This is a genomic window from Streptomyces sp. NPDC047880, assembly GCF_040706515.1.
GTDB lineage: Bacteria > Actinomycetota > Actinomycetes > Streptomycetales > Streptomycetaceae > Streptomyces.
Genome location: NZ_JBEZOK010000017.1, coordinates 60,913 through 85,002 on the forward strand (window position 1 = coordinate 60,913; position 24,090 = coordinate 85,002).

Genomic DNA, 24,090 nt, shown 5'->3' on the forward strand with positions numbered 1-24,090 from the left:
GCGTTCGCAGCTTACTGAGCTTTCCGGAGACCCCGTTGCCCAGCCCCTACCGCGCCCTGTTCGCAGCCCCCGGCTCCAAGGGCTTCTCCGCTGCGGGCTTCCTCGGCCGGATGCCGCTGTCGATGATGGGCATCGGCGTCGTCACCATGATCTCGCAGCTCACCGGCCGGTACGGGCTGGCCGGTGGCCTGTCGGCGACCATCGCCCTGGCCGCCGCGGCGGCCGGGCCCCAGGTCTCCCGCCTGGTGGACCAGTACGGGCAGCGGCGGGTGCTGCGCCCGGCCACACTGATCTCGCTCACGGCCGCGGCGGTCCTGCTGTTCGCCGCGCACTACGGGTGGCCGGACTGGGTGCTGTTCGTGGCCTGCGCGGGCATCGGCTGCGTGCCGAGCGTCGGCGCGATGATCCGGGCCCGCTGGGCGGCGCTGTACCGGGGCACGCCGCAGCTGCACACGGCGTACTCGTTCGAGTCCGTGGTGGACGAGGTGTGCTTCGTCTTCGGGCCGATCATCTCCATCGGCCTTTCCACCGCCTGGTTCCCGGAGGCCGGCCCACTGCTCGCCGCGTGCTTCCTGGCCGCCGGCGTGTTCTGGCTGACCGCGCAGCGCGCCACCGAACCCGAGCCGCACCCCCGGCAGCGGAAGGGTGGCGGCGGCAGCGCGATGCGGGCACCGGGACTCCAGGTCCTGGTGGCCACCTTCGTCGCCACGGGGGCGATCTTCGGGGCCGTCGACGTGGTCACCGTGGCCTTCGCCGAAGAGGAGGGGCACAAGGCCGCAGCGAGCGTCGTCCTCGCCCTGTATGCGGCGGGTTCCTGTGTGGCGGGCATGATCTTCGGGCTGCTGCACTTCGCCGGGGCGCCGGAACGACGGTGGCTGCTGGGCGTATGCGCCATGGCCGTGAGTATGATCCCCCTCCTACTGGTCGGAAACTTGCCGTTTCTGGCCGTGGCGCTGTTCGTTGCGGGTCTGTCCATCGCGCCGACGATGATCACGACCATGTCCCTCATCGAAGAGCACGTACCACGCGCGCAGCTCACCGAGGGCATGACCTGGGTGAGCACCGGGCTCGCGGTGGGAGTCGCACTGGGCTCTGCCGCGGCCGGCTGGGTGATCGACGCGGCCGGGGCGCGTGCGGGGTACGGGGTTCCGGCGGTGGCCGGGGCCGTCGCGGTCGCGGTCGGTTTCCTCGGGTTCCGCCGGCTCAAGCGACCGGCACCGGGTCGGGGAGGCTCCGTTGGGCAGCACAGCGAACGGAAAGAACGGCACGTGGCGTAACTGGGGCGGCAACGTCTCGGCACGTCCCGCGCGGGAGGTCACCCCTGCCTCCGTCGACGAGCTGGCCGCCGCCGTGCGGCGGGCCGCCGAGGACGGTCTGAAGGTGAAGGCGGTCGGCGCGGGGCATTCCTTCACGTCCATAGCCGCGACGGACGGTGTGTTGATCCGTCCTCAACTGTTGACCGGCATCCGCAGCATTGATCGCGAGAACATGACGGTCACGGTGGAGGCCGGCACCCCGCTCAAGAGACTCAATGTGGCCCTGGAGCGTGAGGGCCTGTCGCTCACCAACATGGGCGACATCATGGAGCAGACGGTATCCGGAGCCACCAGCACCGGCACCCACGGCACGGGCCGCGACTCCGGTTCGATCGCCGCCCAGATCAAGGGCCTGGAGCTGGTCACCGCCGACGGTTCGGTTCTCACCTGCTCCGAGAAGGAGAACCCGGAGGTCTTCGCCGCCGCCCGCATCGGCCTCGGCGCCCTGGGGATCGTCACCGCGATCACCTTCGCCGCCGAGCCGGTCTTCCTGCTCACGGCCCGCGAGGAGCCGATGCCGTTGGACCGGGTCCTCGCGGACTTCGAGGAGCTCTGGGCCGAGAACGAGCACTTCGAGTTCTACTGGTTCCCGCACACCGGCAACACCAACACCAAGCGGAACAACCGCAGCGCGGGCCCGGAGAAGCCCGTGCCGCAGGTCAAGAGCTGGATCGAGGACGAGCTCCTCTCCAACGGGGCGTTCCAGGTGGCCAACTGGGTCGGCCGCGCGGTGCCCGCCACGATCCCCGCGATCGCCCAGATCTCCAGCAAGGCCCTGTCCGCGCGGACTTACACGGACATCCCCTACAAGGTCTACACGTCTCGGCGCCGGGTGCGCTTCGTGGAGATGGAGTACGCCGTTCCGCGCGCGGCCGTCGTCGAGACGCTGCGCGAGCTGAAGGCGATGGTCGACCGCTCCGGCCTCAGGGTCAGCTTCCCGGTCGAGGTGCGCACCGCCCCCGCCGACGACATCACCCTGTCCACCGCGTCCGGCCGGGACAGCGCGTACATCGCCGTCCACATGTTCCGGGGCACGCCCTACCAGCGGTACTTCACGTCCGCCGAGCGCATCTTCACCGCCCACGAAGGCCGTCCGCACTGGGGCAAGATCCACACCAGGGACGCCGAGTACTTCTCCCGGGTGTATCCGCGCTTCGGCGAGTTCACGGCGCTGCGGGATCGTCTGGACCCTGATCGGCGGTTCCAGAACGACTACTTGCGGAGGGTTCTGGGGGCGTAAGGGCGCACTCGGGGTGGCACTCCCGGTCTCTTCGCTCCCCCTTGGCACTCGGGGAGGCGGCCGGGCCGGGCCTCGTCCCGCCACTCTCTCGGGTGAGGGCGATGTGGTTCCGCCCTGCGGCGCGCCGGACGGATCGGCCGTCGGGGGCCTCCTCGACGCCGGAGCTGCGGGAGCCGGACGCACCGGATGGGCCGAGCCGCCCGAACTGCCCGGCCTTCCCGGGTCCCGGGCGGTGGCGCCGCCACCGGACAACGGGTCGCCGACCGTGGTGCCGCGACCTCCGCGGAGGCTGTGACCCGATGCCGGCGCGCAGGTGGTGATTCCGGCCATCGTCAGCCGAAGACGACGACCGCCGTGAGCGGCGTACGGCCCGCGCGCCGTAGACAGCGCCCTCGCTGAACTCACCGGGCCGCGACGGGGTTTGACCGACCGGCTCGGTCACCGGCCGTGCGGCCACCGTCGCCAGGTCTATCCGCTGGAGCTTCTCCGTCCCTGCTCGCCCGACTCCTCGACAGCGTCGGACCTTTCACGCTCCTCCGGACCTTGTCCGCCTTTCCCGTACAGGGTCGTGCAACTGCACAAGAAGGGGACGTGCGCGCGAAACCCTTCGTTCCGATTCCGGCGATTATGTGAAGTACCCCACGTTCAAGATCGAGAGATGGGGGCAGGGGAGGCCAAGTCCCACCCCTTGCCAGAAGTTGGGCGGCGTGCCAATCCACGCACGTGGCCCGAATGGAGTACTGTTGCGAGCCCTGGGTCCGGTCTCCCGTCAGGGTGTACAGGGCCTTTAAGGACCGCCGGGAGGGGGGCTAGTTGCACAGGGTGACAGAGTTCGTCACTTAGCGTTGCGAATAGGTAACCGTGCCATAACGGCGATCCAGGGCCCGCGCCCGACACGCCGGGCAACTCGGCAAGGTTGTGGCAGGCTGCACCCGGGCAGGCCACACTCGACTAGCGGAAGCAGCGACGCACGTGACGTCGGCAGGCACCACCCGGGAGGTCCCCATGCCCGAACTGCGTGTCGTGGCCGTCTCGAATGACGGCACACGGCTGGTGCTGAAGGCTGCCGACTCTACGGAGTACACGCTTCCGATCGACGAACGCCTGCGCGCCGCCGTGCGCGGCGACCGTCCCCGTCTCGGCCAGATCGAGATCGAGGTCGAAAGCCACCTCCGCCCCCGCGACATCCAGGCGCGTATACGTGCCGGCGCGACCGCGGAAGAGGTCGCGCAGATGGCCGGCATCCCCGTCGACCGGGTGCGCCGCTTCGAGGGCCCCGTGCTCGCCGAGCGCGCCTTCATGGCCGAGCGAGCCCGCAAGACGCCCGTCCGCCGCCCCGGCGAGAACTCCGGCCCGCCCCTGGGCGAGGCCGTGCAGGAGCGACTGCTGCTGCGCGGCGCCGACAAGGACTCCGTGCAGTGGGACTCATGGCGCCGCGACGACGGCACGTGGGAAGTTCTGCTGGTCTACCGTGTCGCCGGCGAACCGCACTCGGCGAGCTGGACGTACGACCCGCCCCGGCGGCTCGTCCAGGCCGTCGACGACGAGGCGCGCTCCCTGATCGGCGAGTCCGACGACCTGTCCGCGCCCGAGCCGAGCTTCCCGTTCGTGCCCAGGATCGCCCGGCTGCCGCGCGACAGACCGCTGGACCGCCCCGAGCGCGAGCGGCCCAGCCTGCCCGCCCAGGCGTCCGAGCCCATCGAGGAGACCACGGGCGAGCGCGACTCACTGACGAGCCTGCTCGAGGCGGTGCCGAGCTTCCGCGGCGACCTGGTCGTTCCGGAACTCCCCCCGGCGGAGCCCGAGGAGGAGACCGTCGTAGCGGAGGTCGAGGAAGAGGAGCCCCCGGCTCCCGCCGCCTCGGCCGGTTCCGCCTACGCGGACGTCCTCATGCCGCGCAGCGTGGGCAGCCACCGCGACCGGCTGATCGGTGCCACCGACCGCCAGGCCGAGGCGGACGGCGTGCGCCCCGGGCGCAGGGCGGCCGTCCCGAGCTGGGACGAGATCGTGTTCGGGACCCGGCGCAAGAAGCAGGAGTAGGCGAGTCGACTGGTGAGCAACGGGGGCCGCGCCATCCGGGCACGGCCCCTCGTAGCGTCAGGTCACTGCGGGTCCGGACCGACGGCGACCGGACGGTCCGGGTCCGAGGACCACTCCGACCACGACCCCACGTACAGCTCGGCCGGAATGCCGGCGGCCGCCAGGGCCAGGACCTGGTGTGCGGCGGAGACCCCCGAACCGCAGTACACGCCCACCCGCGACCCCTCGGTCACGCCAAGGCCCTTGAACCGCTCCCGCAGTTCTCCGGCGGGCAGGAAACGCCCGTCGGCGCCCACGTTCTCCGTGGTGGGTGCCGACACCGCGCCCGGAATGTGCCCGGCCACGGGGTCGATCGGCTCCACCTCACCCCGGTACCGCTCCCCCGCCCGCGCGTCCAGCAGCACCCCGGAGCGGGCCAGCGCCGCGGCGGCATCCGCGTCCAGCAGCCCCGTCACCCCCGGCTCGGGCACGAAGTCGCCCTCTTCCACCGTCGGCACGGACTGCTCCAACGGCCCCTCCCAGGACGGCAACCCGCCGTCGAGGACTCGCACCTCCGGGTGACCCGTCCAGCGCAGCAGCCACCACGCCCGGGCCGCCGCCCACCCGTGGCCGCCGTCGTAGACGACCACCGGTGTTCCGGCCGAGACGCCGGCCCGGCGCATCACGGCACCGAAGCGGGCGAGGTCCGGCAGGGGGTGCCGGCCGCCTTCGCCCGGCGCTGAGGCCAACTCCCGGTCCAGGTCGACGTAGACGGCCCCGGGCAGGTGCCCTGCCTCGTACGCGGCACGGCCGTCGAACGGCGGCTCGCCGGCCGCCTTGGCCGCGGTGAGCTGCCAGCGGACGTCGAGCAGGACCGGCGGCCGGGCGCCCGCGAGGTCCTGCGCGAGATCGGATGCGCTGATGATGGCGTTCATGGTCCCCATCCTCGCGCACGGGGGTGGCCGAGCCGCCCTCGTCCGGCTACTCTGCTCGGCCGGAGCACGGCGATCACTCGGAGTACGGGAACAAGCACATGCTGTACAGCTGAACGACATCTGCCGACAAGCGCGCCGCGAGGGACAGGTGCCCGCACATCGGGCATTCTCCCGGACATGGGACGCCCCACAGGGCCGCCCCACCAGGCTGCGGAGAGCACGGCCACCGCGAGGCCGAGAAGAGAGTGACCATGACCGACGCACGGGGGTCCGCCGGGCCGAACGGCGACACACCCGCTCGGCACGTGCCCGGCGCGCCCTGCTGGGTGAGTCTGATGGTGCACGGCCCGGACGCGACCGAGGAGTTCTACGGAGCGCTGTTCGGCTGGGAGTTCCGGCCGGGCCCCCAGCAGCTCGGCCCGTATGTGCGCGCCCTGCTGGACGAGCGCGACGTGGCCGGCATCGGACGGCTTCCCCCGGACCGCCACCTGCCCATCGCCTGGACGCCCTACTTCGCCTCGGATGACGCCGATCTGACGGCCGAGACGGTGCGCAGTCGCGGCGGCACGATCGGGGTGGGCCCCCTCGACGCAGCCGACGCCGGCCGTCTGGCCATCGGCTCCGACCCCTCGGGCGCGGTCTTCGGCATCTGGCAGGCCGCCGCGCGCCTCGGCACCGCCATCGCGGGGGTTCCCGGCACCCCCGTCTGGAACGAGCTGCTGACCTTCGAGTCGGCCGGTGTCGCCAAGTTCTACCGCACGGTGTTCGGCTACGAGGAGGAGCCGGTGGTCTCCGCCGACGTCGACTACGTGTCCCTGCACCTCGACGGCGAACCCGTCGCCGGAATCCACGGCCTGGGCCACGCCCTGCCCCGCGACCGGGGACCGCACTGGGTCACGTACTTCCAGGTGGCCGACGCGGACGACGCCTCGGCCCACCTCGTCCGCCTCGGCGGGCAGGTCCTCGAGCCGGTGCACGACACCGCCCACGGGCGGGTGGCACAGGTGGCCGACCCCGAAGGGGCGCGGTTCGCACTGCTGCAACGGCCGAGCTGACGTACGGCGCGCCGGCCGCGGGTCAGGCGGACGTCATCGGCAGCACGTCCGGGGACAGGGCCGCGGCACGGGACGTCGCCGCGGTCATCCGGCGGCGGTGGTGGCGCCGGCACAGGACCTCGTAGCCGACCTCGTCGGCGGAGTGGGTGACGTCGCCGACGACCACCTGGGCGCCCTCGACGACCATGACCCCGCCTATCGTGCGGGCGTTGTGCGTGGCACGGGCTCCGCACCAGCACAGGGCCTCGACCTGGAGGACCTCTACCCGGTCGGCCAGTTCCACCAGCCGCTGCGAGCCGGGGAACAGCTTGGAGCGGAAGTCGGTCGTGATACCGAAGGCGTAGACGTCGAGGCCCAGGTCGTCCACCACGCGCGCGAGTTGGTCGATCTGCTCCGGTGCGAGGAACTGCGCCTCGTCGGCGATCACGTAGTCGGCGCGGCCGCCCTGCGAGAGGTGGTCGACCAGGTGGCCGTAGAGGTCCTGTCCGTCCCCGACCTCCACCGCGTCGGTCACCAGGCCGAGGCGGGAGGACAGCTTGCCCTCGCCGGCGCGGTCGTCACGCGAGTAGATCATGCCCTGCAGGCCGCGCGCCGAGCGGTTGTGCTCGATCTGGAGAGCCAGCGTCGACTTCCCGCAGTCCATCGTTCCGCAGAAGAACACCAGCTCGGGCATGTGGAGTTGAGCACCTTTCGGCGTGGGAGGACGGGGCGGGGCCGAGGCGGGCTCGGGTGGGGCTGTCTCAGGAGCGTACTTCGAGCAGGGGGACCAGCTGCTCGGCGGGGGTCATCGAACCGTGGTTGCCGACCATCGCCGACTCCTTCGGCTCCCGCTCGGAGGCGATGAGCAGGACGTCGTCCCGGGCGGCCGCGACCACGTCGCCGATCCTGGCGTACACCCGTTCGTCGATCCGTGGGCCGAACCAGCCCGCGGCGATGGCCTCGTCGCGTGAGGCCACCCAGAACTGCTCGCCGAGCACCTCACGCCAGCAGGTCAGGACGTCGTTCGCCGCGCCGGGCACCGCGTAGACGTGCCGGGCGCGGCCCTCGCCACCCAGCAGGGCGACACCGGCGCTCAGCTCCCAGTCCTCGTCGAAGTCGATGCGGTGCTGCTCGTCGAAGGGCACGTCGATCATGCCGTGGTCGGCGGTGACGTAGAGCGCGCTGCGCGGCGGCAGTTGCTCGGCCAGGCGCTGGACGAGGCGGTCGGCGTACATGAGCTGGCCGCGCCAGGTGTCGGAGTCGACGCCGTAGCGGTGGCCGGCACCGTCGACCTCGGCGAAGTAGGTGTACACCAGGGAGCGGTCGCCCGCGGCCAGTTGCTCGGCCGCCAGGTCCACGCGGTCCTCGCCGGACAGCCGCCCGAGGAAGGTTCCTCCACTGAGCGCGACCTTGGTCAGCGGGGTGTTCTCAAACGTCGGGGACGAGACCTGCGCGGCGTGCACCCCGGCCGCGTGCGCCAGCTGGAAGACCGTGGGGTACGGCTGCCAGGGGCCGGGTGGGGTCCACGGCTGCCAGCGCAGCTGGTTCATCAGCTCGCCGGTGTCGGGGTTGCGGACGGTGTAGCCGGGCAGGCCGTGCGCGCCCGGGGGCAGACCGGTCCCGACGGAGGCGAGGGAGGTCGCCGTGGTCGCCGGGTAGCCGGCGGTGAGCGGGCGCCCGGTGCCACCGCGGGAGGTGGCGAGCAGGGACGTCATGAAGGGGGCGTCCTCGGGGTGCGCCCGAAGCTGCTCCCAGCCGAGGCCGTCGATCAGGAACACGCAGTTCCGGTCGGCGGGGGTCAGCTCGGTGATCGTGGCGCTCATGTCCGGAACGCCCAGGCCGGCGGCCAGGGTGGGCAGGAGGTCGGCGAGTGATCCGCTGCCGTACTCGGGGGCCGGGGCGGAGGCGACGGTGAGCGGTTCGGGGTGCTGGTCCCACGCCGTTTGGGGCTGCGCCATCAGCGGGTCGTGTCCGCGGTCGCCTCGGAAAGGGCCTGCGCGAAGGCGAGCGCCTCCCGCACGGTCTCCGGTCCGTCCCCGGCCTCGCTCACGCGCAGGCTGAGGTCGTCCGCCGTCGAGTTGCCGGTGTAGCCGTGGTCCGCCTCGCAGTTGGGGTCGCCGCAGGCGGCCGGCTCCAGGTCGATGCGGGAGACGGCACCCCAGCCGATGGTCAGGACGACTTCGCGGGGCAGCGTCCCCGGCTTGTACGACTCGGGGTTGGCGACCACGCGGCTGACCACGACCGACGAGATGCGGCCGATCTTCACGGACTCGGTCGACGTGGTGGCGTACGGCGTCGGGGAGGTGCTGTCGGCGGCCTGTTCGTCGGTGTGGCTGACGATGAAGCGGGTGTCCGTGAGGACGAGCACCGTCACGTGCCGCCGCACCTCGTTCTGGTCGAACGTGGTCTCCTGGTGGACCAGGTACGACCGCATGGGCTCGCCGCCCACGGCGGCCTCCACCGCCTCGGCCACGAGGGCCGGGTAGTAGCCGCTGCGCTCGATCGCCGCCCGCAGCCCCTGGGTCGTCGTACTGGTCTTGGCCATGACGCCCATCCTACGGGGGACCACTGACTGCGAGGGACAGGTCGCCTGCTGTCAGTACGCGGGGAGCGTCCGCGGGCCGAGGTCGTCGCGGGCGGGAGGGGGTGCGAGGCGGACCGAGGCACCGAGGACGCTCAGGCCGTGCGAGGCGACGACGACGGGCTCCAGGGTGACCGCGACGACCTCGGGGTGGTCGTCGACCAGCCGGGACACCCGCAGCAGCAGCTCCTCGAGGGCCCGCGTGTCGGCCGGTGCGGAACCGCGCCAGCCGAACAGCAGCGGGGCGGTGCGGATCGAGCGCACCAGGGAGGTCGCCTCCCGGTCGGTGACCGGGATCAGCCGGTGCGCCGTGTCACCGAGCAGTTGCGAGGCGGCCCCGGCCAGCCCGAAGGAGAGCACCGCTCCGGCCGCGGGGTCGATGACGGCCCGTACGACGACGTCCACGCCACGCGGTGCCATCCGCTGCACCACCGGCCGCAGCTCCTCCGGCGCACCGAACAGCTCGGTCAACTCGGCGTACGAGCGGCGCAGTTGGTCCTCGTCCGCGAGATCGAGGCGGACGCCGCCCAGGTCGGCCCGGTGCCTCAGGTGCGGGGCGGTGGCCTTGAGGGCGACGGGATAGCCGAGGGTGCGGGCGGCTTCCGCGGCGGCGTCGGGGGTCGGGGCGGGCAGGGCGCGGTGGACCTGGACACCGTAGTGGCCGAGGAGGTCGCAGGTCTCGTCCGTGCCGAGGGTGAGTCCCTGCCCGCGCGCGAGCAGGCCTTCGATCAGGGCCGCGGCACCCTTCTCGTTGATGTCGTCGTACTCGGGCACCTTGCCGGGGTCGGCGGCGTCGCGCCGCCACTGCGCGTACGCGACCGCCTGGCCGAGTGCCCGGACGGCGCGCTCGGCGGCGGGGTAGGCGGGGATCAGGTGGGTGTCCTCGGTGGCCTCGGCGTCGACCGGGACATCCGGGGCCGGGGTGCGTCGTCCCGTGGGTGCCGGGCGTGGGACGTCAGCGGCCTCCGCCACGGCCTGAGGTGCGGTGCTGGCCGCCGCCGACAGGGCCTCGGCGAGGCCGCCGAGCTCCACGTGGACCACCAGGACCGGTTTGGCCGGAGCCGCAGCCGATGCCGAGCGCAGGGCCTGCGCGAGGGCCGCGTCGCCGACCGAGCCCTCCCCCACCGCCGGTATGGCGGTGACGACGACGGCGTCGCACCGGTCGTCGGCCAGCGCGTGGGACAGGGCCGCGTGGAAGTCGGCCGCGGAGGCCGCCGTGGTCAGGTCCTGCGGGGGGTGCGGCCTGAGGCCCTCGGCCAGGCACGCGTCGTACGTCAGCAGGCCGAGTGACTCGGAGTTGCCGAGGATCGCCACCCTGGGCCCGGCGGGCAGGGGCTGGCGGGCGAGGAGCAGGCCCGCGTCGACCAGCTCGGTGATGGTGTCGACGCGGATGACGCCGGCCTGCCGCAGCAGCGCCGACACGGTCGCGTGCGGGAGCCGGGTCGCCCGGACGGCGTGCCCCTGGGGAGCGGCGCCGTGCCGCGCGCCCTGGACGACGACCAGGGGCTTGGCGGCGGCCGTCCGGCGGGCGAGACGGGTGAACTTGCGGGGGTTGCCGATGGACTCCAGGTACATGAGGACGACGTCGGTGTCGGGGTCCTCGTACCAGTACTGCAGGACATCGTTGCCGGAGACGTCGGCGCGGTTGCCGGAGGAGACGAAGGTGGAGACGCCGGTGACGCCCGTGACGCCGCCGCCGCGCCGGTGCAGCCTGGACAGCAGGGCGATGCCGATGGCGCCTGACTGGGCGAAAAGACCGATCCGGCCGGGGCGCGGCACCTCGGGGGCGAGGGAGGCGTTGAGGCGTACCTGCGGGGAGGTGTTGATGATGCCGAAGGCGTTCGGGCCGATGATCCGCATGCCGTACGTGCGCGCGTGCCGCACCAGGGCGCGCTGGCGTTCGCGCCCCTCGGGGCCGCTCTCGGCGTACCCGGCGGAGACCACGACCAGCCCCTGCACGCCGTGTTCGCCGCACTCGGTGACGACCTCGGGGACGTGCTCGGCGGGTACGGCGACGACCGCGAGGTCGACCGGGCCGTCGATGTCCCGCACCGAACGGTGGGCGGGCACGCCGTCGAGCTCCTTGTGCCCCTCGGGGAGGGCCTTGTTCACCGCGTACAGGCGGCCGGTGTAACCGGCGTCCCGGATGTTCCCGAGGACGCTGCGGCCCACGCCGCCGGGTGTGCGGCCGGCACCGATGACGGCGACCGAGCCGGGGGCCAGCAGCCGCTGCACGGAGCGCGCCTCGGCGCGGTGTTCGCGCGCGTACTGCACGGCGAGGGAGCGGTCGGTGGGTTCGAGGTCGAACTCCAGACGGACGACGCCGTCCTCGAAGCTGCGCTTCTGGGTGTAGCCGGCGTCCGTGAACACCTTGATCATCTTGGTGTTGGCGGGCAGCACCTCGGCGGCGAAACGGCGGATGCCGCGCTCGCGGGCTACGGCTCCGATGTGTTCGAGCAGGGCGGAGGCGACTCCGCGGCCCTGGTGGGCGTCCTGCACGAGGAAGGCGACCTCGGCCTCGTCGGCGGGTGCGGACGCGGGCGTTCCGTCCGCGCCGATCCGGTCGTAGCGTACGGTGGCGATGAACTCGCCGCCGACCGTGGCCGCGAGTCCCACCCGGTCCACAAAGTCGTGGTGCGTGAAGCGGTGGACGTCCTTGGCGGACAGGCGCGGGTACGGCGCGAAGAAGCGGTAGTACTTCGACTCGTCGGAGACCTGCTCATAGAAGCTGACCAGGCGATCGGCGTCATCAACGGTGATGGGCCGGATGCGCGCGGTGCCTCCGTCGCGCAGCACCACGTCGGCTTCCCAGTGGGCGGGATACTCGTGCCGGTCCGGCGAGGTCTGCATGGGCCCCAGAGTACGGCTAGCGCCTGACAACGGCGCGAGGCAGTCTGTGGAGGGCGTCAGTCGGGTCGAGGCCGCGATCCGACGGCACCTGCGGAGTGGACCGAGAGAACCGCTCCGGGTGGCTTCACGTTATGGGAAACTGGTCTAGACAACCCTGAACACCGAAGGGCAGCAACACATGGCTGAGCGCCGCGTCAACGTCGGCTGGGCCGAGGGCCTCCACGCCCGCCCCGCTTCCATCTTCGTCCGAGCCGCCACGGCCGCAGGCGTCCCGGTGACGATCGCCAAGGCTGACGGCAACCCCGTCAACGCGGCCTCGATGCTGGCCGTCCTGGGCCTCGGCGCCCAGGGAGGCGAGGAGATCGTCCTCGCCTCCGACGCCGAGGGCGCGGACGCCGCCCTCGACCGGCTGGCGAAGCTGGTCTCCGAGGGTCTCGAGGAACTGCCCGAGACCGTGTGATTTCCCCGGCGCCCTGTCCGGCGCACACTGAAGGGCTCGTCCGAATTCACCGGGCGAGCCCTTCGCCATTACCGGTCGACAGGCAGAAGTAATTCCGTGTCCGGGCAGCCGAAATAAACCCTCGAGAAGCCCGGGAATAACCGAGCGCACCCGAGGAACCCCGAGAATTACCCTCTCTTTGTATACGGCTTCCGTGTTAATGCCGCAGGCTCGCCGTGTTGACGGCATGTTGCGAGTTCCTCACACGGTCGGCGCGCTCCCCGGCGGAGCCGATACGCAGGCGGTGCGCCCCGGCCGCGCGCTCGGCGTGCAGCGCCGTGACCGCCCGCGCGCGCTCGCCGTCCCCGCGCGCCACCGCATCCACGATCGCGCCGTGCTCCGTCCAGGACTCCACCGGGCTGAGCGGCGCCTCCACGGTGTACATCCACGCGATCTTGTGGCGGAGCTGGGTCAGCATCGACGTCAGGGCGGGGCTGCCGGAGGCCTGGGCGAGCGTCTCGTGGAACCACACGCCCAGGGAGCGCAGGTCGTCGCCGGTGCCGCGGCGGGCCCGGTCCTGACCCAGCCGGACCAGGCCGCGCAGGACCTTCAGATGCGCCTCGGTACGGCGCTGGGCGGCCCGGGCCGCGCCGAGCGGCTCCAGGAGCATCCGCATCTCCAGCAGGTCGGCAGCCTCCTGCTCGGTGGGTTCGGCCACGCATGCACCCGCGTGCCTGCGGGTCACCACGAAGCCCTCGGCCTCCAGTGTGCGCAGCGCCTCCCGGACGGGCACACGCGAGACGCCGTAGCGGCGTGCGAGGAGTTCCTCGGTGAGCCGGCTGCCGCGCGCGTGGACCCCCGCGACGATGTCGTCCCGGATGGCAGTGCACACCGAGTGCGCGGGAATACGCATGACCGACCTCCGCTTAATCCCCGTGAAACGCCGGCGAGCGGCGCGTGTTCCGTGACTCTATTGCAATGAGCGGGAATTTCCGACGGCAAGCGGGAATCCATGGATATTTTTTGGACAGCGGACGTCCGAGGAGCCATCCCTGAGGACCGCCCCGGGAGCCGTCCGGAGGCCGCAAACGCCGAAAGCCCCGGCTCGGGGAGCCGGGGCTTTCGGGAACGGCGATGAGGTTCCGGTCAGAGGCTGACGCCGTGCGAACGGAGGTAGGCGACCGGGTCGATGTCGGAGCCGTACTCGGGGCTCGTTCGGGCCTCGAAGTGCAGGTGCGGGCCGGTGACGTTGCCGGTCGCACCGGACAGGCCGATCTGCTGGCCGGGGGTGACCTTCTGGCCGACCGAGACGCTGATGGACGACAGGTGGCCGTACTGGGTGTAGGTGCCGTCGTTCATCTTGATCACGATGTTGTTGCCGTAGGAGCCGCCCCAGCCGGCCTCGACGACCTCGCCCATGCCGACCGCGTGGACGGAGGTGCCGCTGGCGGCGTGGAAGTCCACGCCGGTGTGGCTGCCGGAGGACCACAGACCGCTGCTGGCCTTGTAGGCGGTGGAGACGTACGAGCCGGAGATCGGGGACACGAAGGCGTTGAGACGCTTGCGCTCGGCCTCGCGGGCGGCGCGCTCCTTGGCCGCACGGGCCTTCTCGGCCGCCTCCTTGGCCTTCTCGGCCACCTCGGCGGCCCGCTTGCGGGCGGCCTCCTCGGCCTTCTGCTTGGCGGCGGCCTCGTCGGCGGCCTGCTGCTGCGCGACGGCCTGGGCGTCGATCTGCTGGGCCACGGTGTCGCCCATGGTGACGACCGGGGTGAGACCCGTCTGCTCCGCGCTGGGCTCGGCGGCGAAGGCCGCGGGGGCCGCCACGGTGCCGATCACGCCGGTGGTGGCGAGGGCCGCGACGCCCGCCGCGCGGGCGGTGCCGCGCTGGATCCTGCTGGGACGACGGTGCTTCCCGGTGGCGCGAGTGAACGCCATGTGGTGGCTGATCCTTTCCTTCCCTCTCGCCTACCGGGTTAGCTGACGGGTTCGGAGCAGGAAGGTCTCCTACGGACTCCCTCGCGGTACGCGCGGGCGTCCGATTCACCCCAGGGACTGCGGTGGGTCCCCGGCTCCCCTGGCTCGCGCCGTACGGGGACTCGGCGATGACTGTCCGGTGCCGCGGGCGCGGCGCACTGCCTGACGAACAGCCCGGATGACGCTAAGCGGCGCCGCTTTCAATTCCCAAACGGATCCCGGCTTTTGTAGCGCATCCCACAGGGCAGACAGGCAACTCCCATACCAATTCGGGCATAAAGGGGCCCTGGTGCCGTGGAAGACAACCAGGGCCCCTGCACGCGCGTGCGGCTACTCAGCGGTGACGACGGTGACTTCGCCGATGCCGAGGGCCTCCACGGGCGCCTTGATCTGCGCCGCGTCACCGACGAGGACGGTCACCAGACGGTCCACCGGGAAGGCGCTGACGGCCGCCGCGGTGGCCTCCACGGTGCCGGTAGCGGCGAGCTGCCGGTACAGCGTGGCCTGGTAGTCGTCCGGCAGGTGCTGCTCGACCTGGTCGGCCAGCGTGCTCGCGACGGCCGCCGCCGTCTCGTACTTCAGCGGCGCCACGCCGACCAGGTTCTGCACGGCGACGTCCCGCTCGGCGTCGGTCAGGCCCTCCGCTGCCAGGGTGCGCAGCACCGTCCAGAGGTCCTCCAGGGCGGGGCCGGTGTTGGGCGTGTCGACGGAACCGCTGATGGCGAGCATCGCGGCACCGGTGCCGTCCGGGGCGGACCTGAGGACCTGGCCGAACGCCCGGACGCCATAGGTGTAGCCCTTCTCCTCGCGCAGGACGCGGTCCAGGCGCGACGTGAGGGTGCCGCCCAGGCAGTACGTGCCGAGCACCTGCGCGGGCCACACGCGGTCGTGCCGGTCCGGACCGATCCGGCCGATCAGCAGCTGCGTCTGGACGGCGCCTGGGCGGTCCACGATGACGACCCGGCCGGTGTCGTCGGCGGTCACCGGCAGCACGGGCCGCGGCTCGGCCGGGGAGCCCGTCCAGGCGCCCAGCGTGTCCGCGAGCAGGGCGTCGAGGTCGATGCCGGTGAGGTCGCCGACGACCACCGCGGTGGCGGTGGCGGGACGGACGTGCTTCTCGTAGAAAGCCCGTACGGCCGCGGAGTCGATCGCGGCGACGGTCTCCTCGGTGCCCTGCCGCGGCCGCGACATGCGGGAGTCCGCCGGGAACAGCTCCTTGGAGAGCTCCTTCGCGGCACGCCGGGAGGGGTTGGCCAGCTCGTGCGGGATCTCGTCGAGGCGGTTGTTCACCAGCCGCTCGACCTCGCTGTCGGCGAAGGCGGGCGCCCGCAGTGCGTCGGCGATCAGCCCCAGCCCCTTGGCGAGCCGGGAGGCCGGCACCTCCAGGCTGAGCCGGACGCCGGGATGGTCGGCGTGCGCGTCGAGGGTGGCGCCGGCACGCTCCAGCTCGGCCGCGAAGTCCTCGGCGGAGTGCTTGTCGGTGCCCTCGGAGAACGCCCGGGCCATGATCGTGGCCACACCGTCGAGGCCGGCGGGCTCGGCGTCCAGGGGGGCGTCGAGCAGCACCTCCACGGCGACGACCTGCTGGCCGGGACGGTGGCAGCGCAGCACCGTCAGGCCGTTGTCGAGCGCACCGCGCTCTGGGGCGGGGAAAGCCCACGGCTTGGCGTCGCCCGCCTGCGGCCGGGGGTGGAAGTCCATCGTGGCGAGCTCGGTCACCGGGCCGCCTCCTCGTTCTCGTCCTGGTCGGCGGGGGCTTCGGGGGCGGTCGGCTCGTAGACGAGGACCGCACGGTTGTCGGGCCGCAGGCGGGCCTTGGCGACCTCCTGGACCTCCTCCGGCGTGATCTCCAGCACGCGCTGGACGGCGGTCAGGGCGAGCTGCGGGTCGCCGAACAGCACGGCGTACCGGCACAGTTCGTCGGCGCGGCCCGCGACCGTGCCGAGCCGGTCCAGCCACTCGCGCTCCAACTGGGCCTGGGCGCGCTCCATCTCCTCGGCCGTGGGGCCCTCCTCGGCGAACCGGGCGAGCTCCTCGTCGATGGCGGTCTCGATGACCGGAACCTCCACGTCACCGGACGTCTTCACGTCCAGCCACCCCAGGGAGGGCGCCCCGGCGAGCCGCAGCAGGCCGAAGCCGGCCGCCACGGCCGTACGGTCGCGGCGCACGAGCCGGTTGTACAGGCGGGAGGACTCGCCGCCGCCGAGGACGGTGAGGGCCAGGTCGACCGCGTCGCACGCGCGCGTGCCGTCGTGCGGCAGCCGGTAGGCGGCCATCAGGGCACGGGCCGGGACCTCCTCCTCGACGACCTCGCGCAGCTGCTCGCCGATCGTCTCCGGCAGCGAGCCGTCGCGGGGGGCGGGCTTGCCGTCGTGGCCGGGGATGGAGCCGAAGTACTTCTCGATCCAGGCGAGGGTCTGCTCCGGGTCGATGTCACCGACCACGGAGAGCACGGCGTTGTTCGGCGCGTAGTAAGTGCGGAAGAAGGCGCGCGCGTCCTCCAGGGTCGCCGCGTCCAGGTCGGCCATCGAGCCGATCGGCGTGTGGTGGTAGGGGTGGCCCTCCGGGTACATGAGGGCCGTCAGCTTCTCGAAGGCGGTGCCGTAGGGGACGTTGTCGTAGCGCTGGCGGCGCTCGTTCTTGACGACGTCGCGCTGGTTCTCCATCGACTCGTCGTCGAGCGCGGTCAGCAGCGAACCCATGCGGTCGGCCTCGAGCCAGAGGGCGAGCTCCAGCTCGTGGGCGGGCATGGTCTCGAAGTAATTGGTCCGCTCGAAGCTGGTCGTGCCGTTCAGCGAGCCGCCCGCACCCTGGACGAACTCGAAATGACCATTGCCCTTGACCTGCGCGGATCCCTGGAACATCAGGTGCTCGAAAAGGTGAGCCAGGCCGGTGCGTCCCTTGACTTCGTGGCGTGAGCCGACGTCGTACCAGAGACACACCGCCGCGACCGGGGTCAGGTGGTCCTCGGAGAGCACCACGCGCAGGCCGTTGGCCAGGCGGTGCTCGGTCGCTGTCAGGCCCCCGGAGCCTGCCTGGGCTGTGGCCGTGTGACCCATGGGCATGTACGTCCCCTCGATCGCTGAGCGGTTGTTCAGACCGCGGTTTTCTGCCGGTCCTGCCACTGTATGCAAGCGTGCGGAGCCCTGGAGAAGTTCCCGGCGGCGACCTTGTCCCGGCAGCACGAGATGTGCCCCGGACCGGGTCGCGGTCCCGGTTGTCAGTGCGGCGGTCCACAATGGTCGGCGTCAGTTCTCGTTCACGCTTCAGCATGAGCGAGCCGAAGGGCGCGCCGGTGATGAGAGGGCGAGCGCGCGGAGGCCCGAAGGCTTGAGCACGATCGGCCTCTCATCACCGGCATCAGTGCCCGTAGGCGAGCGACCAGGAAACAGAAGGAGCCGGCAGCGATGGCCCGCCGCAGCACGAAGACCCCGCCGCCCGACGACTCGTACGAGGAGCGGATCCTCGACATCGACGTCGTCGACGAGATGCAGGGCTCCTTCCTCGAGTACGCGTACTCGGTCATCTACTCCCGCGCCCTGCCGGACGCACGCGACGGCCTGAAGCCGGTGCACCGCCGCATCGTCTACCAGATGAGCGAGATGGGCCTGCGCCCCGAGCGGGGATACGTCAAGTGCGCCCGCGTGGTCGGCGAGGTGATGGGCAAGCTGCACCCGCACGGCGACGCGTCGATCTACGACGCCCTCGTGCGCATGGCCCAGCCCTTCTCGATGCGGGTCCCGCTGGTCGACGGCCACGGCAACTTCGGCTCGCTGGGCAACGACGACCCGCCGGCCGCCATGCGGTACACCGAGTGCCGGATGGCCGAGGCCACCAGCCTGATGACGGAGTCCATCGACGAGGACACCGTCGACTTCAACCCCAACTACGACGGCCAGGAGCAGGAGCCGGTGGCCCTGCCCGCCGCCTTCCCGAACCTCCTGGTCAACGGCGCCTCGGGCATCGCGGTCGGCATGGCCACGAACATGGCGCCGCACAACCTGCGCGAGGTCATCGCCGCCGCCCGCCACCTCATCAGGCACCCCAACGCGGATCTCGACGCCCTGATGAAGCACGTCCCGGGCCCCGACCTGCCGACGGGCGGCCGCATCGTCGGCCTGTCCGGCATCCGGGACGCCTACGAGTCCGGCCGCGGCAGCTTCAAGATCCGGGCGACGGTGTCGGTGGAGCCCGTGACGGCCCGCCGCAAGGGCCTCGTCGTCACGGAGCTGCCGTTCACGGTCGGCCCCGAGAAGGTCGTCGCCAAGATCAAGGACCTGGTCGGTTCGAAGAAGCTCCAGGGCATCGCCGACGTCAAGGACCTCACCGACCGCGAGCACGGCCTGCGTCTGGTGATCGAGATCAAGAACGGCTTCGTGCCGGAGGCGGTCCTGGAGCAGCTCTACAAGCTGACGCCGATGGAGGAGTCCTTCGGCATCAACAACGTGGCCCTGGTCGACGGCCAGCCGCTCACGCTGGGCCTGAAGGAGCTTCTTGAGGTCTACCTCGACCACCGCTTCAACGTCGTACGGCGGCGCTCGGAGTTCCGCCGCGGCAAGAAGCGCGACCGCCTGCACCTGGTCGAGGGTCTGCTGACGGCCCTGCTCGACATCGACGAGGTCATCCGCCTGATCCGCTCCAGTGAGAACTCCGCGCAGGCCAAGCAGCGCCTGATGGAACAGTTCTCGCTGAGCGAGGTGCAGACGCAGTACATCCTGGACACGCCGCTGCGCCGTCTCACCAAGTACGACCGCATCGAGCTGGAGGCCGAGAAGGACCGGCTCACCGCGGAGATCGAGGAGCTGACCCGGATCCTCGACTCGGACGCGGAGCTGCGCAAGCTGGTCTCCTCGGAACTGGCCACGGTCGCCAAGAAGTTCGGCACCGACCGTCGTACGGTCCTGCTGGAGTCGGGCGGTGCCCCGGTGGCGGCCGTGCCGCTGCAGGTGGCCGACGACCCGTGCCGGGTTCTGCTGTCCTCCACCGGCCTGCTGGCCCGCACGGCGAACGGCGAGCCGTTCGCGGAGGACGCCGGCGCCAAGCGCGTGAAGCACGACGTGATCGTCTCGGCGGTGCCCGCCACGGCCCGCGGCGAAGTGGGCGCGGTCACCTCCGCGGGCAGGCTGCTGCGGCTGAACGTGATCGACCTGCCCCAGCTTCCCGAGTCGCTGCCGTCACCGAATCTCGCGGGCGGGGCTCCACTGGCGGAGTTCGTCTCCCTGGAGGACGACGAGACGGTGGTCTGTCTGACCACACTCGACGAAGCGTCGCCGGGCCTGGCGCTGGGCACGGCTCAGGGCGTCGTCAAGCGCGTGGTGCCGGACTATCCGGCCCACAAGGAAGAGCTCGAGGTGATCACTCTCAAGGAGGGCGACCGGATCGTCGGCGCGGTCGAGCTGCGCACCGGCGAGGAGGACCTGGTCTTCATCACCGACGACGCACAGCTGCTGCGCTTCCAGGCGGCCCAGGTCCGCCCGCAGGGCCGTCCGGCCGGCGGTGTGGCGGGCGTCAAGCTCGCCGAGGGCGCGAAGGTCATCTCGTTCACGGCGGTGGACCCGGCCGTGGACGCCGTCGTCTTCACCGTCGCGGGCTCCCGGGGCACCCTGGACGACTCCGTACAGACGACGGCCAAGCTGACCCCGTTCGACCAGTACCCGCGCAAGGGCCGCGCCACCGGCGGCGTCCGCTGCCAGCGGTTCCTGAAGGGCGAGGACTGCCTGTCTCTGGCCTGGGCGGGCCCTGCCCCGGCCCTGGCGGCGCAGAAGAACGGCACCCCGGCCGAGCTCCCGGAGATCGACCCGCGCCGCGACGGCTCGGGAGTCTCCCTTGCGAAGACGGTGGCGGTCGTGGCCGGGCCGGTCTAGACCGGGTCGGTCCAGCCCGGGTCGGCGCCGTCCTCCTCGGGATGGCGCACATACCGCAGGACGCCCCACATGCCGTGCTCGTCGGCGGCGTGCGGGGCGTCGTTCTCGCACGCCTCCAGTTCCTTGCCGAGAGCGGCGGCGTCGATGCCGGAGCCGATGAGGACGAGCTGGGTGAGGCGCTCGTCGCCGGCCGGCCAGGGCTCGGGGTAGAAGCGCAGGAAGCGCCCGACGGCGTGGACGGCGTAGCGGTTGCTGAGGTCGTACGGCCCGAAGCCGACGTAGCCCTTGATCCGGTACAGCCCCTCGGGCCGGCTGTCGAGGAACGTCATCAGCCGGCGCGGGTCGAGCGGCTCGGGCGAGACGAACGACAGGCTGTCGTAGGCGGTGTGCAGGTGCCCGGCGTGGTCCGCGCCCGTGTGGTCCTCGCTCCCGTCGGGGCCGTGTTCGTGCAGGTCGTCGAAGGACAGCTGTCCGATGCGCTCCTCGCTCGGCCGGCAGTCGAAGAGGAACTCGGGGTCGATCCGGCCGTAGGTGGCCGGGACGACGGCGGCCCGGTCCACGAGGGACCGCACCAGCCCGAGGACGCGCTCGCCGTCCACCGCCCGGTCAAGCTTGTTGACCACGACGAGGTCGGCCAGCGCGAGGTGCCGGTCGATCTCGGGGTGCCGGCTCCGAGTGTCGTCGAACTCGGCGGCGTCGACGACCTCGACGAGCCCGCCGTAGACGACTCCCGGGTGCTCGCTGGCCAGCAGCATCCGCACGAGCTCCTGCGGCTCGGCGAGACCACTGGCCTCGATCACGATGACGTCGATGCCGAGGGAGGGCTCCGCGAGCCGCTCCAGGTACTGGTCCAGTTCGCTCGCGTCGACGGCGCAGCACAAACAGCCGTTGCCGAGGGAGACCGTCGAGTCGCCGAGCGCTCCCGCCACGGCCATGGCGTCGATCTCGATCGCCCCGAAGTCGTTGACGATGGCCCCGATACGGCTGCCACCGCTGCGGTGCAGGAGGTGATTGAGCAGGGTGGTCTTCCCCGAGCCGAGGAATCCCGCCAGGACGACGACCGGGATCTGCTGCGGGTGCGGGCTCGGCTGGCTCACCGTTGCGACCTTTCTCGCGCCGACGCGTGCACCGGCTCGCGTTCCCGGCACACGTGGGGGGATGGGGATGCCGCCCCAGAATACGAGCCGTGAGATCCACGCCGAGGCGAACGACTGTGCTCGCCCGCCTCCGCGCCTTCGGGCTGACCCTCCCCGGGCACTTGGGGGCGGCGCTCCCCCGTAACCCGGATATGGACGCCTCAGGCGGGCACAGGCGCCGGCGCCTCCGGCCCCACGTACCGTGCCGCCGGCCTGATGATCTTCGTGTCCTCCGCCTGCTCCAGGATGTTGGCGCTCCAGCCCACCGCCCGCCCGGCGGCGAAGGTCGGGGTGAACATCTCGCGGGGCAGACCGCAGAGTTCCATGACCACGCCCGCGTAGTACTCGACGTTGGTGTGCAGTTCCCGGCCGGGCTTCAGCTCCGCCAGGACGGCCTCGATCCGGCGCTCGACCTCGACGGCGAAGTCCACCCTCGGTCCGCCGAACCCCTGGGCGACCTCGCGCAGCATTCGTGACCGCGGGTCCTCCGTGCGGTAGACCGCGTGCCCGAACCCCATGATGCGTTCACCGGCGAGCACCCGCTGACGTACCCAGGGCTCGATACGGTCCGGTGTGCCGATGGCGTCCAGGGTGTCCAGCGCCCGGCTGGGCGCGCCCCCGTGCAACGGACCCGACAGCGCCGCCACCGCCCCGGCCAGGCACGCCGCCACGTCCGCGCCTGTCGAGGCGATGACCCGGGCCGTGAAGGTTGACGCATTGAATCCGTGATCAATGGTTGAGATCAGGTATTGCTCGATCGCCCGTGCGTGCGGCTCGGCGGGCACCGAACCCGTCAACATGTACAGGTAGTTCGCCGCGTAGGACAGGTCCTCGCGCGGCTCCAGCGGTTCCAGGCCCCTGCCCAGCCGGTGCAGCGCCGTGAGCAGTGTGGGAACGGCTGCGGACACCTCGATCGTGTCCTGGCGGCGCCGGTCGGCGTCGATGTCGTACACGGGGCGGAACCCCTTCGCCGCGCCCAGCAGCGACAGGGCCGTACGCATCCCGGCCAGCGGACCGGAACGTCCGCCGGCCGCCGCGATGGCGGGCAGTGCCGCTCGCACCTCGTCGGGCAGCCTGCGCAGCGCGGCGGTCTCGGCCGCGAAGGCCGCGCTGCGCCCGGCATCCGGCAGCTCACCCTGCACGAGGAGATGCCAGACGTCCTCGAAACCGCGGCTCCGCGCGAGGTCGACGGCCGAGTACTGCCGGTAGTGGTAGAAGCCCTCCAGTCCGCGGACGTCACCGATGCGGGTGTCGGTGACGACGACTCCGGCGAGACCCCGAGGCGCTTCGAGAAGGGTGGCTGACCTGTTGTCGGGCATGAGTTCCTCCCTGGACTTGATTTGACTGTCCATGGTTGACTTTAATCCTGTCAATATTGATTGGATCAATATATGAGTCAATATTTAGCTGGACGGATACGGTGGCCCCCATGCGCGATCAAGAACCCGCCCCCCTCGGTGCGGAACGACGGCTGAGCACCAAGGAGGCCGCCGAGCTGCTCGGTGTGAAGCCGGAGACCGTGTACGCGTACGTGAGCCGCGGCCAGCTCAGCAGCCGTCGGGTGAGCGGCGGACGCGGCAGCACCTTCGACGCCACGGAGGTCGAGGCCCTCGCCCGGCGCAACAGGCGGGACAGCGCAGGTGGTTCCGGCTCGGGCGGCGAGCTGTCCGTACGCACCCGCATCACACTCATCGAGAGCGACCGCTACTTCTTCCGCGGGGTCGACGCGGTCGAGCTGGCCACACGGCACACCTACGAGGAGGTCGCCGAGTGGCTGTGGACGGGGCGCATGGTCCCGGGCAGCACGTTCACCGCGCCCGCGGCCTCCGTCGCCGTCGCCCGCCGTGCCGTCGACGCACTGCCCGAACACGCCGCTCCCACGGACCTGTTGCGTGTGGCGACGATCGCCGCCGCGACCGCCGACCCCCTGCGGTTCGACCTGTCCGAGGACGCCGTGCTCGGCACCGCGCGCGCCCTCATCCCCACGCTCGTCGACGCGCTGCCTCCGGCCGGGCGCCACCGCCTCGACGAGGGCCCGCTGGCGCACCGCCTGTGGAGCAGGCTGTCGATGCGCAAGGACCCCGACGAGGCTTCCCTGCGCGCCCTGGACGCGGCACTCGCCCTCCTCGTCGACCACGACCTGGCCGCCTCCACCCTCGCGGTGCGGGTCGCCGCGTCGGCCCGTGCCCATGCCTACGCGGCGGTCTCCGCGGGGCTCGGGGTGATCGAGGGCCCGCTCCACGGCGCGGCCAGCGGGCTCGCCCACCGGCTGCTGCAGGACGTCCTCGAACAGGGCGACGCGGCCCCCGTGATCGCGGACGAACTGCGCGCCGGACGCCGTATCCCGGGCCTCGGACACCGGCTTTACCCCGGTGAGGATCCACGCGCGCGTGCCCTGTTCACCCTCCTGGAGCGGATCCCCCGCGCGGAACCGGCTCTCCTCGCCGCCCGCGACATCGTGGAGACCACCGCCCGCCACACCTCCCTGCACGCCAACGTGGACCTGGCGCTCGCGGTGCTCACCGCCTCGTGCGGCATGGCCCCGACCGCAGGCGAGACGATCTTCGCCGTGGCCCGCACGGCGGGCTGGATCGCCCATGCCCTGGAGGAGTACGGCGAACGGCCGCTGCGGATGCGGCCGAGCGGTCTTTACGCAGGTCCGAAGCCTCCTCAGCCACTGCCGGAGTAGAGCGGGCCGGGGC

At 71.8% G+C, this 24,090-nt stretch carries 18 protein-coding genes and 1 riboswitch; of the genes, 7 read left to right on the forward strand and 11 right to left on the reverse strand.

Annotation, left to right across the window (positions count from 1 at the left end; translation table 11 throughout):
- Positions 1 to 35 precede the first annotated feature (35 nt).
- The 3 genes from AB0937_RS24380 to sepH all read left to right on the forward strand — a co-directional run bounded on the left by AB0937_RS24380 (position 36) and on the right by sepH (position 4,596).
- Positions 36 to 1,277 carry an MFS transporter gene (locus AB0937_RS24380; protein WP_366714296.1) on the forward strand — a complete coding sequence of 414 codons (1,242 nt, stop codon included), beginning with the start codon at positions 36 to 38 and terminating at the stop codon, positions 1,275 to 1,277.
- Positions 1,237 to 2,556 (forward strand): D-arabinono-1,4-lactone oxidase, encoded by a 1,320-nt coding sequence (locus AB0937_RS24385; protein WP_366714297.1) that lies wholly within the window; start codon positions 1,237 to 1,239, stop codon positions 2,554 to 2,556. The genes AB0937_RS24380 and AB0937_RS24385 overlap by 41 nt, the downstream gene beginning before the upstream one ends.
- 1,005 nt (positions 2,557 to 3,561) lie before the next feature.
- The gene (sepH, locus tag AB0937_RS24390) at positions 3,562 to 4,596 is read left to right on the forward strand and encodes a septation protein SepH (RefSeq protein ID WP_366714298.1); all 1,035 of its coding nucleotides are present in this window, start codon (positions 3,562 to 3,564) and stop codon (positions 4,594 to 4,596) included.
- Between the two features lie 62 nt (positions 4,597 to 4,658).
- On the opposite strand, the gene AB0937_RS24395 is transcribed toward sepH, so the two are convergent.
- The gene (locus AB0937_RS24395) at positions 4,659 to 5,510 is read right to left on the reverse strand and encodes a sulfurtransferase (protein WP_366714299.1); all 852 of its coding nucleotides are present in this window, start codon (positions 5,508 to 5,510) and stop codon (positions 4,659 to 4,661) included.
- A 251-nt stretch (positions 5,511 to 5,761) separates the two neighbouring features.
- On the opposite strand from AB0937_RS24395, the gene AB0937_RS24400 reads away from it, so the two are divergent.
- Positions 5,762 to 6,565 (forward strand): VOC family protein, encoded by an 804-nt coding sequence (locus AB0937_RS24400; protein WP_366714300.1) that lies wholly within the window; start codon positions 5,762 to 5,764, stop codon positions 6,563 to 6,565.
- A 22-nt stretch (positions 6,566 to 6,587) separates the two neighbouring features.
- Here the strand turns inward: AB0937_RS24400 and AB0937_RS24405 are convergent, their stop codons facing one another.
- The 4 genes from AB0937_RS24405 to AB0937_RS24420 form a co-directional block, all read right to left on the reverse strand.
- Complete coding sequence (locus AB0937_RS24405; RefSeq protein ID WP_366714301.1) at positions 6,588 to 7,238, reverse strand: thymidine kinase; 651 nt, start codon at positions 7,236 to 7,238, stop codon at positions 6,588 to 6,590.
- A 67-nt stretch (positions 7,239 to 7,305) separates the two neighbouring features.
- Positions 7,306 to 8,502, reverse strand: coding sequence for a nucleotide pyrophosphatase/phosphodiesterase family protein (locus tag AB0937_RS24410; RefSeq protein WP_366714302.1), 1,197 nt, complete (start codon positions 8,500 to 8,502; stop codon positions 7,306 to 7,308).
- Positions 8,502 to 9,089: a DUF5998 family protein gene (locus tag AB0937_RS24415; protein WP_170320912.1), complete on the reverse strand. Its 588-nt coding sequence runs from the start codon at positions 9,087 to 9,089 to the stop codon at positions 8,502 to 8,504. Before AB0937_RS24415 ends, AB0937_RS24410 begins: the two co-directional genes overlap by 1 nt.
- A 51-nt stretch (positions 9,090 to 9,140) precedes the next feature.
- On the reverse strand, positions 9,141 to 11,975 hold the full coding sequence (locus AB0937_RS24420; RefSeq protein WP_366714303.1) for a GNAT family N-acetyltransferase: 2,835 nt from the start codon (positions 11,973 to 11,975) through the stop codon (positions 9,141 to 9,143).
- A 178-nt stretch (positions 11,976 to 12,153) separates the two neighbouring features.
- Here AB0937_RS24420 and AB0937_RS24425 point away from each other — a divergent pair, with 178 nt between their 5' ends.
- Positions 12,154 to 12,435, forward strand: a complete 282-nt coding sequence (locus AB0937_RS24425; protein WP_003993478.1) for an HPr family phosphocarrier protein — start codon at positions 12,154 to 12,156, stop codon at positions 12,433 to 12,435.
- Positions 12,436 to 12,631: 196 nt separating this feature from the next.
- On the opposite strand, the gene AB0937_RS24430 is transcribed toward AB0937_RS24425, so the two are convergent.
- From AB0937_RS24430 to AB0937_RS24445, 4 genes are all read right to left on the reverse strand, one after another.
- Positions 12,632 to 13,327 carry a GntR family transcriptional regulator gene (locus tag AB0937_RS24430; protein ID WP_366714304.1) on the reverse strand — a complete coding sequence of 232 codons (696 nt, stop codon included), beginning with the start codon at positions 13,325 to 13,327 and terminating at the stop codon, positions 12,632 to 12,634.
- Between the two features lie 233 nt (positions 13,328 to 13,560).
- Positions 13,561 to 14,349 (reverse strand): M23 family metallopeptidase, encoded by a 789-nt coding sequence (locus AB0937_RS24435; protein ID WP_366714305.1) that lies wholly within the window; start codon positions 14,347 to 14,349, stop codon positions 13,561 to 13,563.
- Between the two features lie 12 nt (positions 14,350 to 14,361).
- Positions 14,362 to 14,526, reverse strand: a riboswitch (cyclic di-AMP (ydaO/yuaA leader).
- A 192-nt stretch (positions 14,527 to 14,718) separates the two neighbouring features.
- Positions 14,719 to 16,107, reverse strand: coding sequence for a pitrilysin family protein (locus tag AB0937_RS24440; RefSeq protein WP_366714306.1), 1,389 nt, complete (start codon positions 16,105 to 16,107; stop codon positions 14,719 to 14,721).
- The gene (locus AB0937_RS24445; RefSeq protein WP_366714388.1) at positions 16,104 to 17,447 is read right to left on the reverse strand and encodes a pitrilysin family protein; all 1,344 of its coding nucleotides are present in this window, start codon (positions 17,445 to 17,447) and stop codon (positions 16,104 to 16,106) included. Before AB0937_RS24445 ends, AB0937_RS24440 begins: the two co-directional genes overlap by 4 nt.
- A 348-nt stretch (positions 17,448 to 17,795) precedes the next feature.
- On the opposite strand from AB0937_RS24445, the gene AB0937_RS24450 reads away from it, so the two are divergent.
- Positions 17,796 to 20,252: a DNA topoisomerase IV subunit A gene (locus AB0937_RS24450; protein ID WP_366714307.1), complete on the forward strand. Its 2,457-nt coding sequence runs from the start codon at positions 17,796 to 17,798 to the stop codon at positions 20,250 to 20,252.
- On the opposite strand, the gene AB0937_RS24455 is transcribed toward AB0937_RS24450, so the two are convergent.
- Entirely contained in the window at positions 20,249 to 21,349 is a 1,101-nt protein-coding gene (locus tag AB0937_RS24455; RefSeq protein WP_366714308.1) for a GTP-binding protein, read from the reverse strand. The genes AB0937_RS24450 and AB0937_RS24455 overlap by 4 nt on opposite strands.
- Positions 21,350 to 21,549: 200 nt before the next feature.
- Complete coding sequence (locus AB0937_RS24460; RefSeq protein ID WP_366714309.1) at positions 21,550 to 22,707, reverse strand: citrate synthase; 1,158 nt, start codon at positions 22,705 to 22,707, stop codon at positions 21,550 to 21,552.
- Between the two features lie 110 nt (positions 22,708 to 22,817).
- On the opposite strand from AB0937_RS24460, the gene AB0937_RS24465 reads away from it, so the two are divergent.
- Complete coding sequence (locus tag AB0937_RS24465) at positions 22,818 to 24,077, forward strand: citrate synthase (protein WP_366714310.1); 1,260 nt, start codon at positions 22,818 to 22,820, stop codon at positions 24,075 to 24,077.
- The last annotated feature ends 13 nt before the right edge of the window (positions 24,078 to 24,090 follow it).

Excerpts from the sequence above, each read along its gene's own strand:
- AB0937_RS24415 (WP_170320912.1), bottom strand. The coding sequence starts at position 9,089 with ATGGCCAAGACCAGTACGACGACCCAGGGGCTGCGGGCGGCGATCGAG.
- AB0937_RS24425 (WP_003993478.1), top strand. The coding sequence starts at position 12,154 with ATGGCTGAGCGCCGCGTCAACGTCGGCTGGGCCGAGGGCCTCCACGCC.
- AB0937_RS24445 (WP_366714388.1), bottom strand. The coding sequence starts at position 17,447 with ATGGGTCACACGGCCACAGCCCAGGCAGGCTCCGGGGGCCTGACAGCG.
- AB0937_RS24400 (WP_366714300.1), top strand. The coding sequence starts at position 5,762 with ATGACCGACGCACGGGGGTCCGCCGGGCCGAACGGCGACACACCCGCT.
- AB0937_RS24460 (WP_366714309.1), bottom strand. The coding sequence starts at position 22,707 with ATGCCCGACAACAGGTCAGCCACCCTTCTCGAAGCGCCTCGGGGTCTC.
- AB0937_RS24430 (WP_366714304.1), bottom strand. The coding sequence starts at position 13,327 with ATGCGTATTCCCGCGCACTCGGTGTGCACTGCCATCCGGGACGACATC.
- AB0937_RS24405 (WP_366714301.1), bottom strand. The coding sequence starts at position 7,238 with ATGCCCGAGCTGGTGTTCTTCTGCGGAACGATGGACTGCGGGAAGTCG.
- AB0937_RS24410 (WP_366714302.1), bottom strand. The coding sequence starts at position 8,502 with ATGGCGCAGCCCCAAACGGCGTGGGACCAGCACCCCGAACCGCTCACC.
- AB0937_RS24450 (WP_366714307.1), top strand. The coding sequence starts at position 17,796 with ATGGCCCGCCGCAGCACGAAGACCCCGCCGCCCGACGACTCGTACGAG.
- sepH (WP_366714298.1), top strand. The coding sequence starts at position 3,562 with ATGCCCGAACTGCGTGTCGTGGCCGTCTCGAATGACGGCACACGGCTG.
- AB0937_RS24395 (WP_366714299.1), bottom strand. The coding sequence starts at position 5,510 with ATGAACGCCATCATCAGCGCATCCGATCTCGCGCAGGACCTCGCGGGC.
- AB0937_RS24420 (WP_366714303.1), bottom strand. The coding sequence starts at position 11,975 with ATGCAGACCTCGCCGGACCGGCACGAGTATCCCGCCCACTGGGAAGCC.
- AB0937_RS24435 (WP_366714305.1), bottom strand. The coding sequence starts at position 14,349 with ATGGCGTTCACTCGCGCCACCGGGAAGCACCGTCGTCCCAGCAGGATC.
- AB0937_RS24465 (WP_366714310.1), top strand. The coding sequence starts at position 22,818 with ATGCGCGATCAAGAACCCGCCCCCCTCGGTGCGGAACGACGGCTGAGC.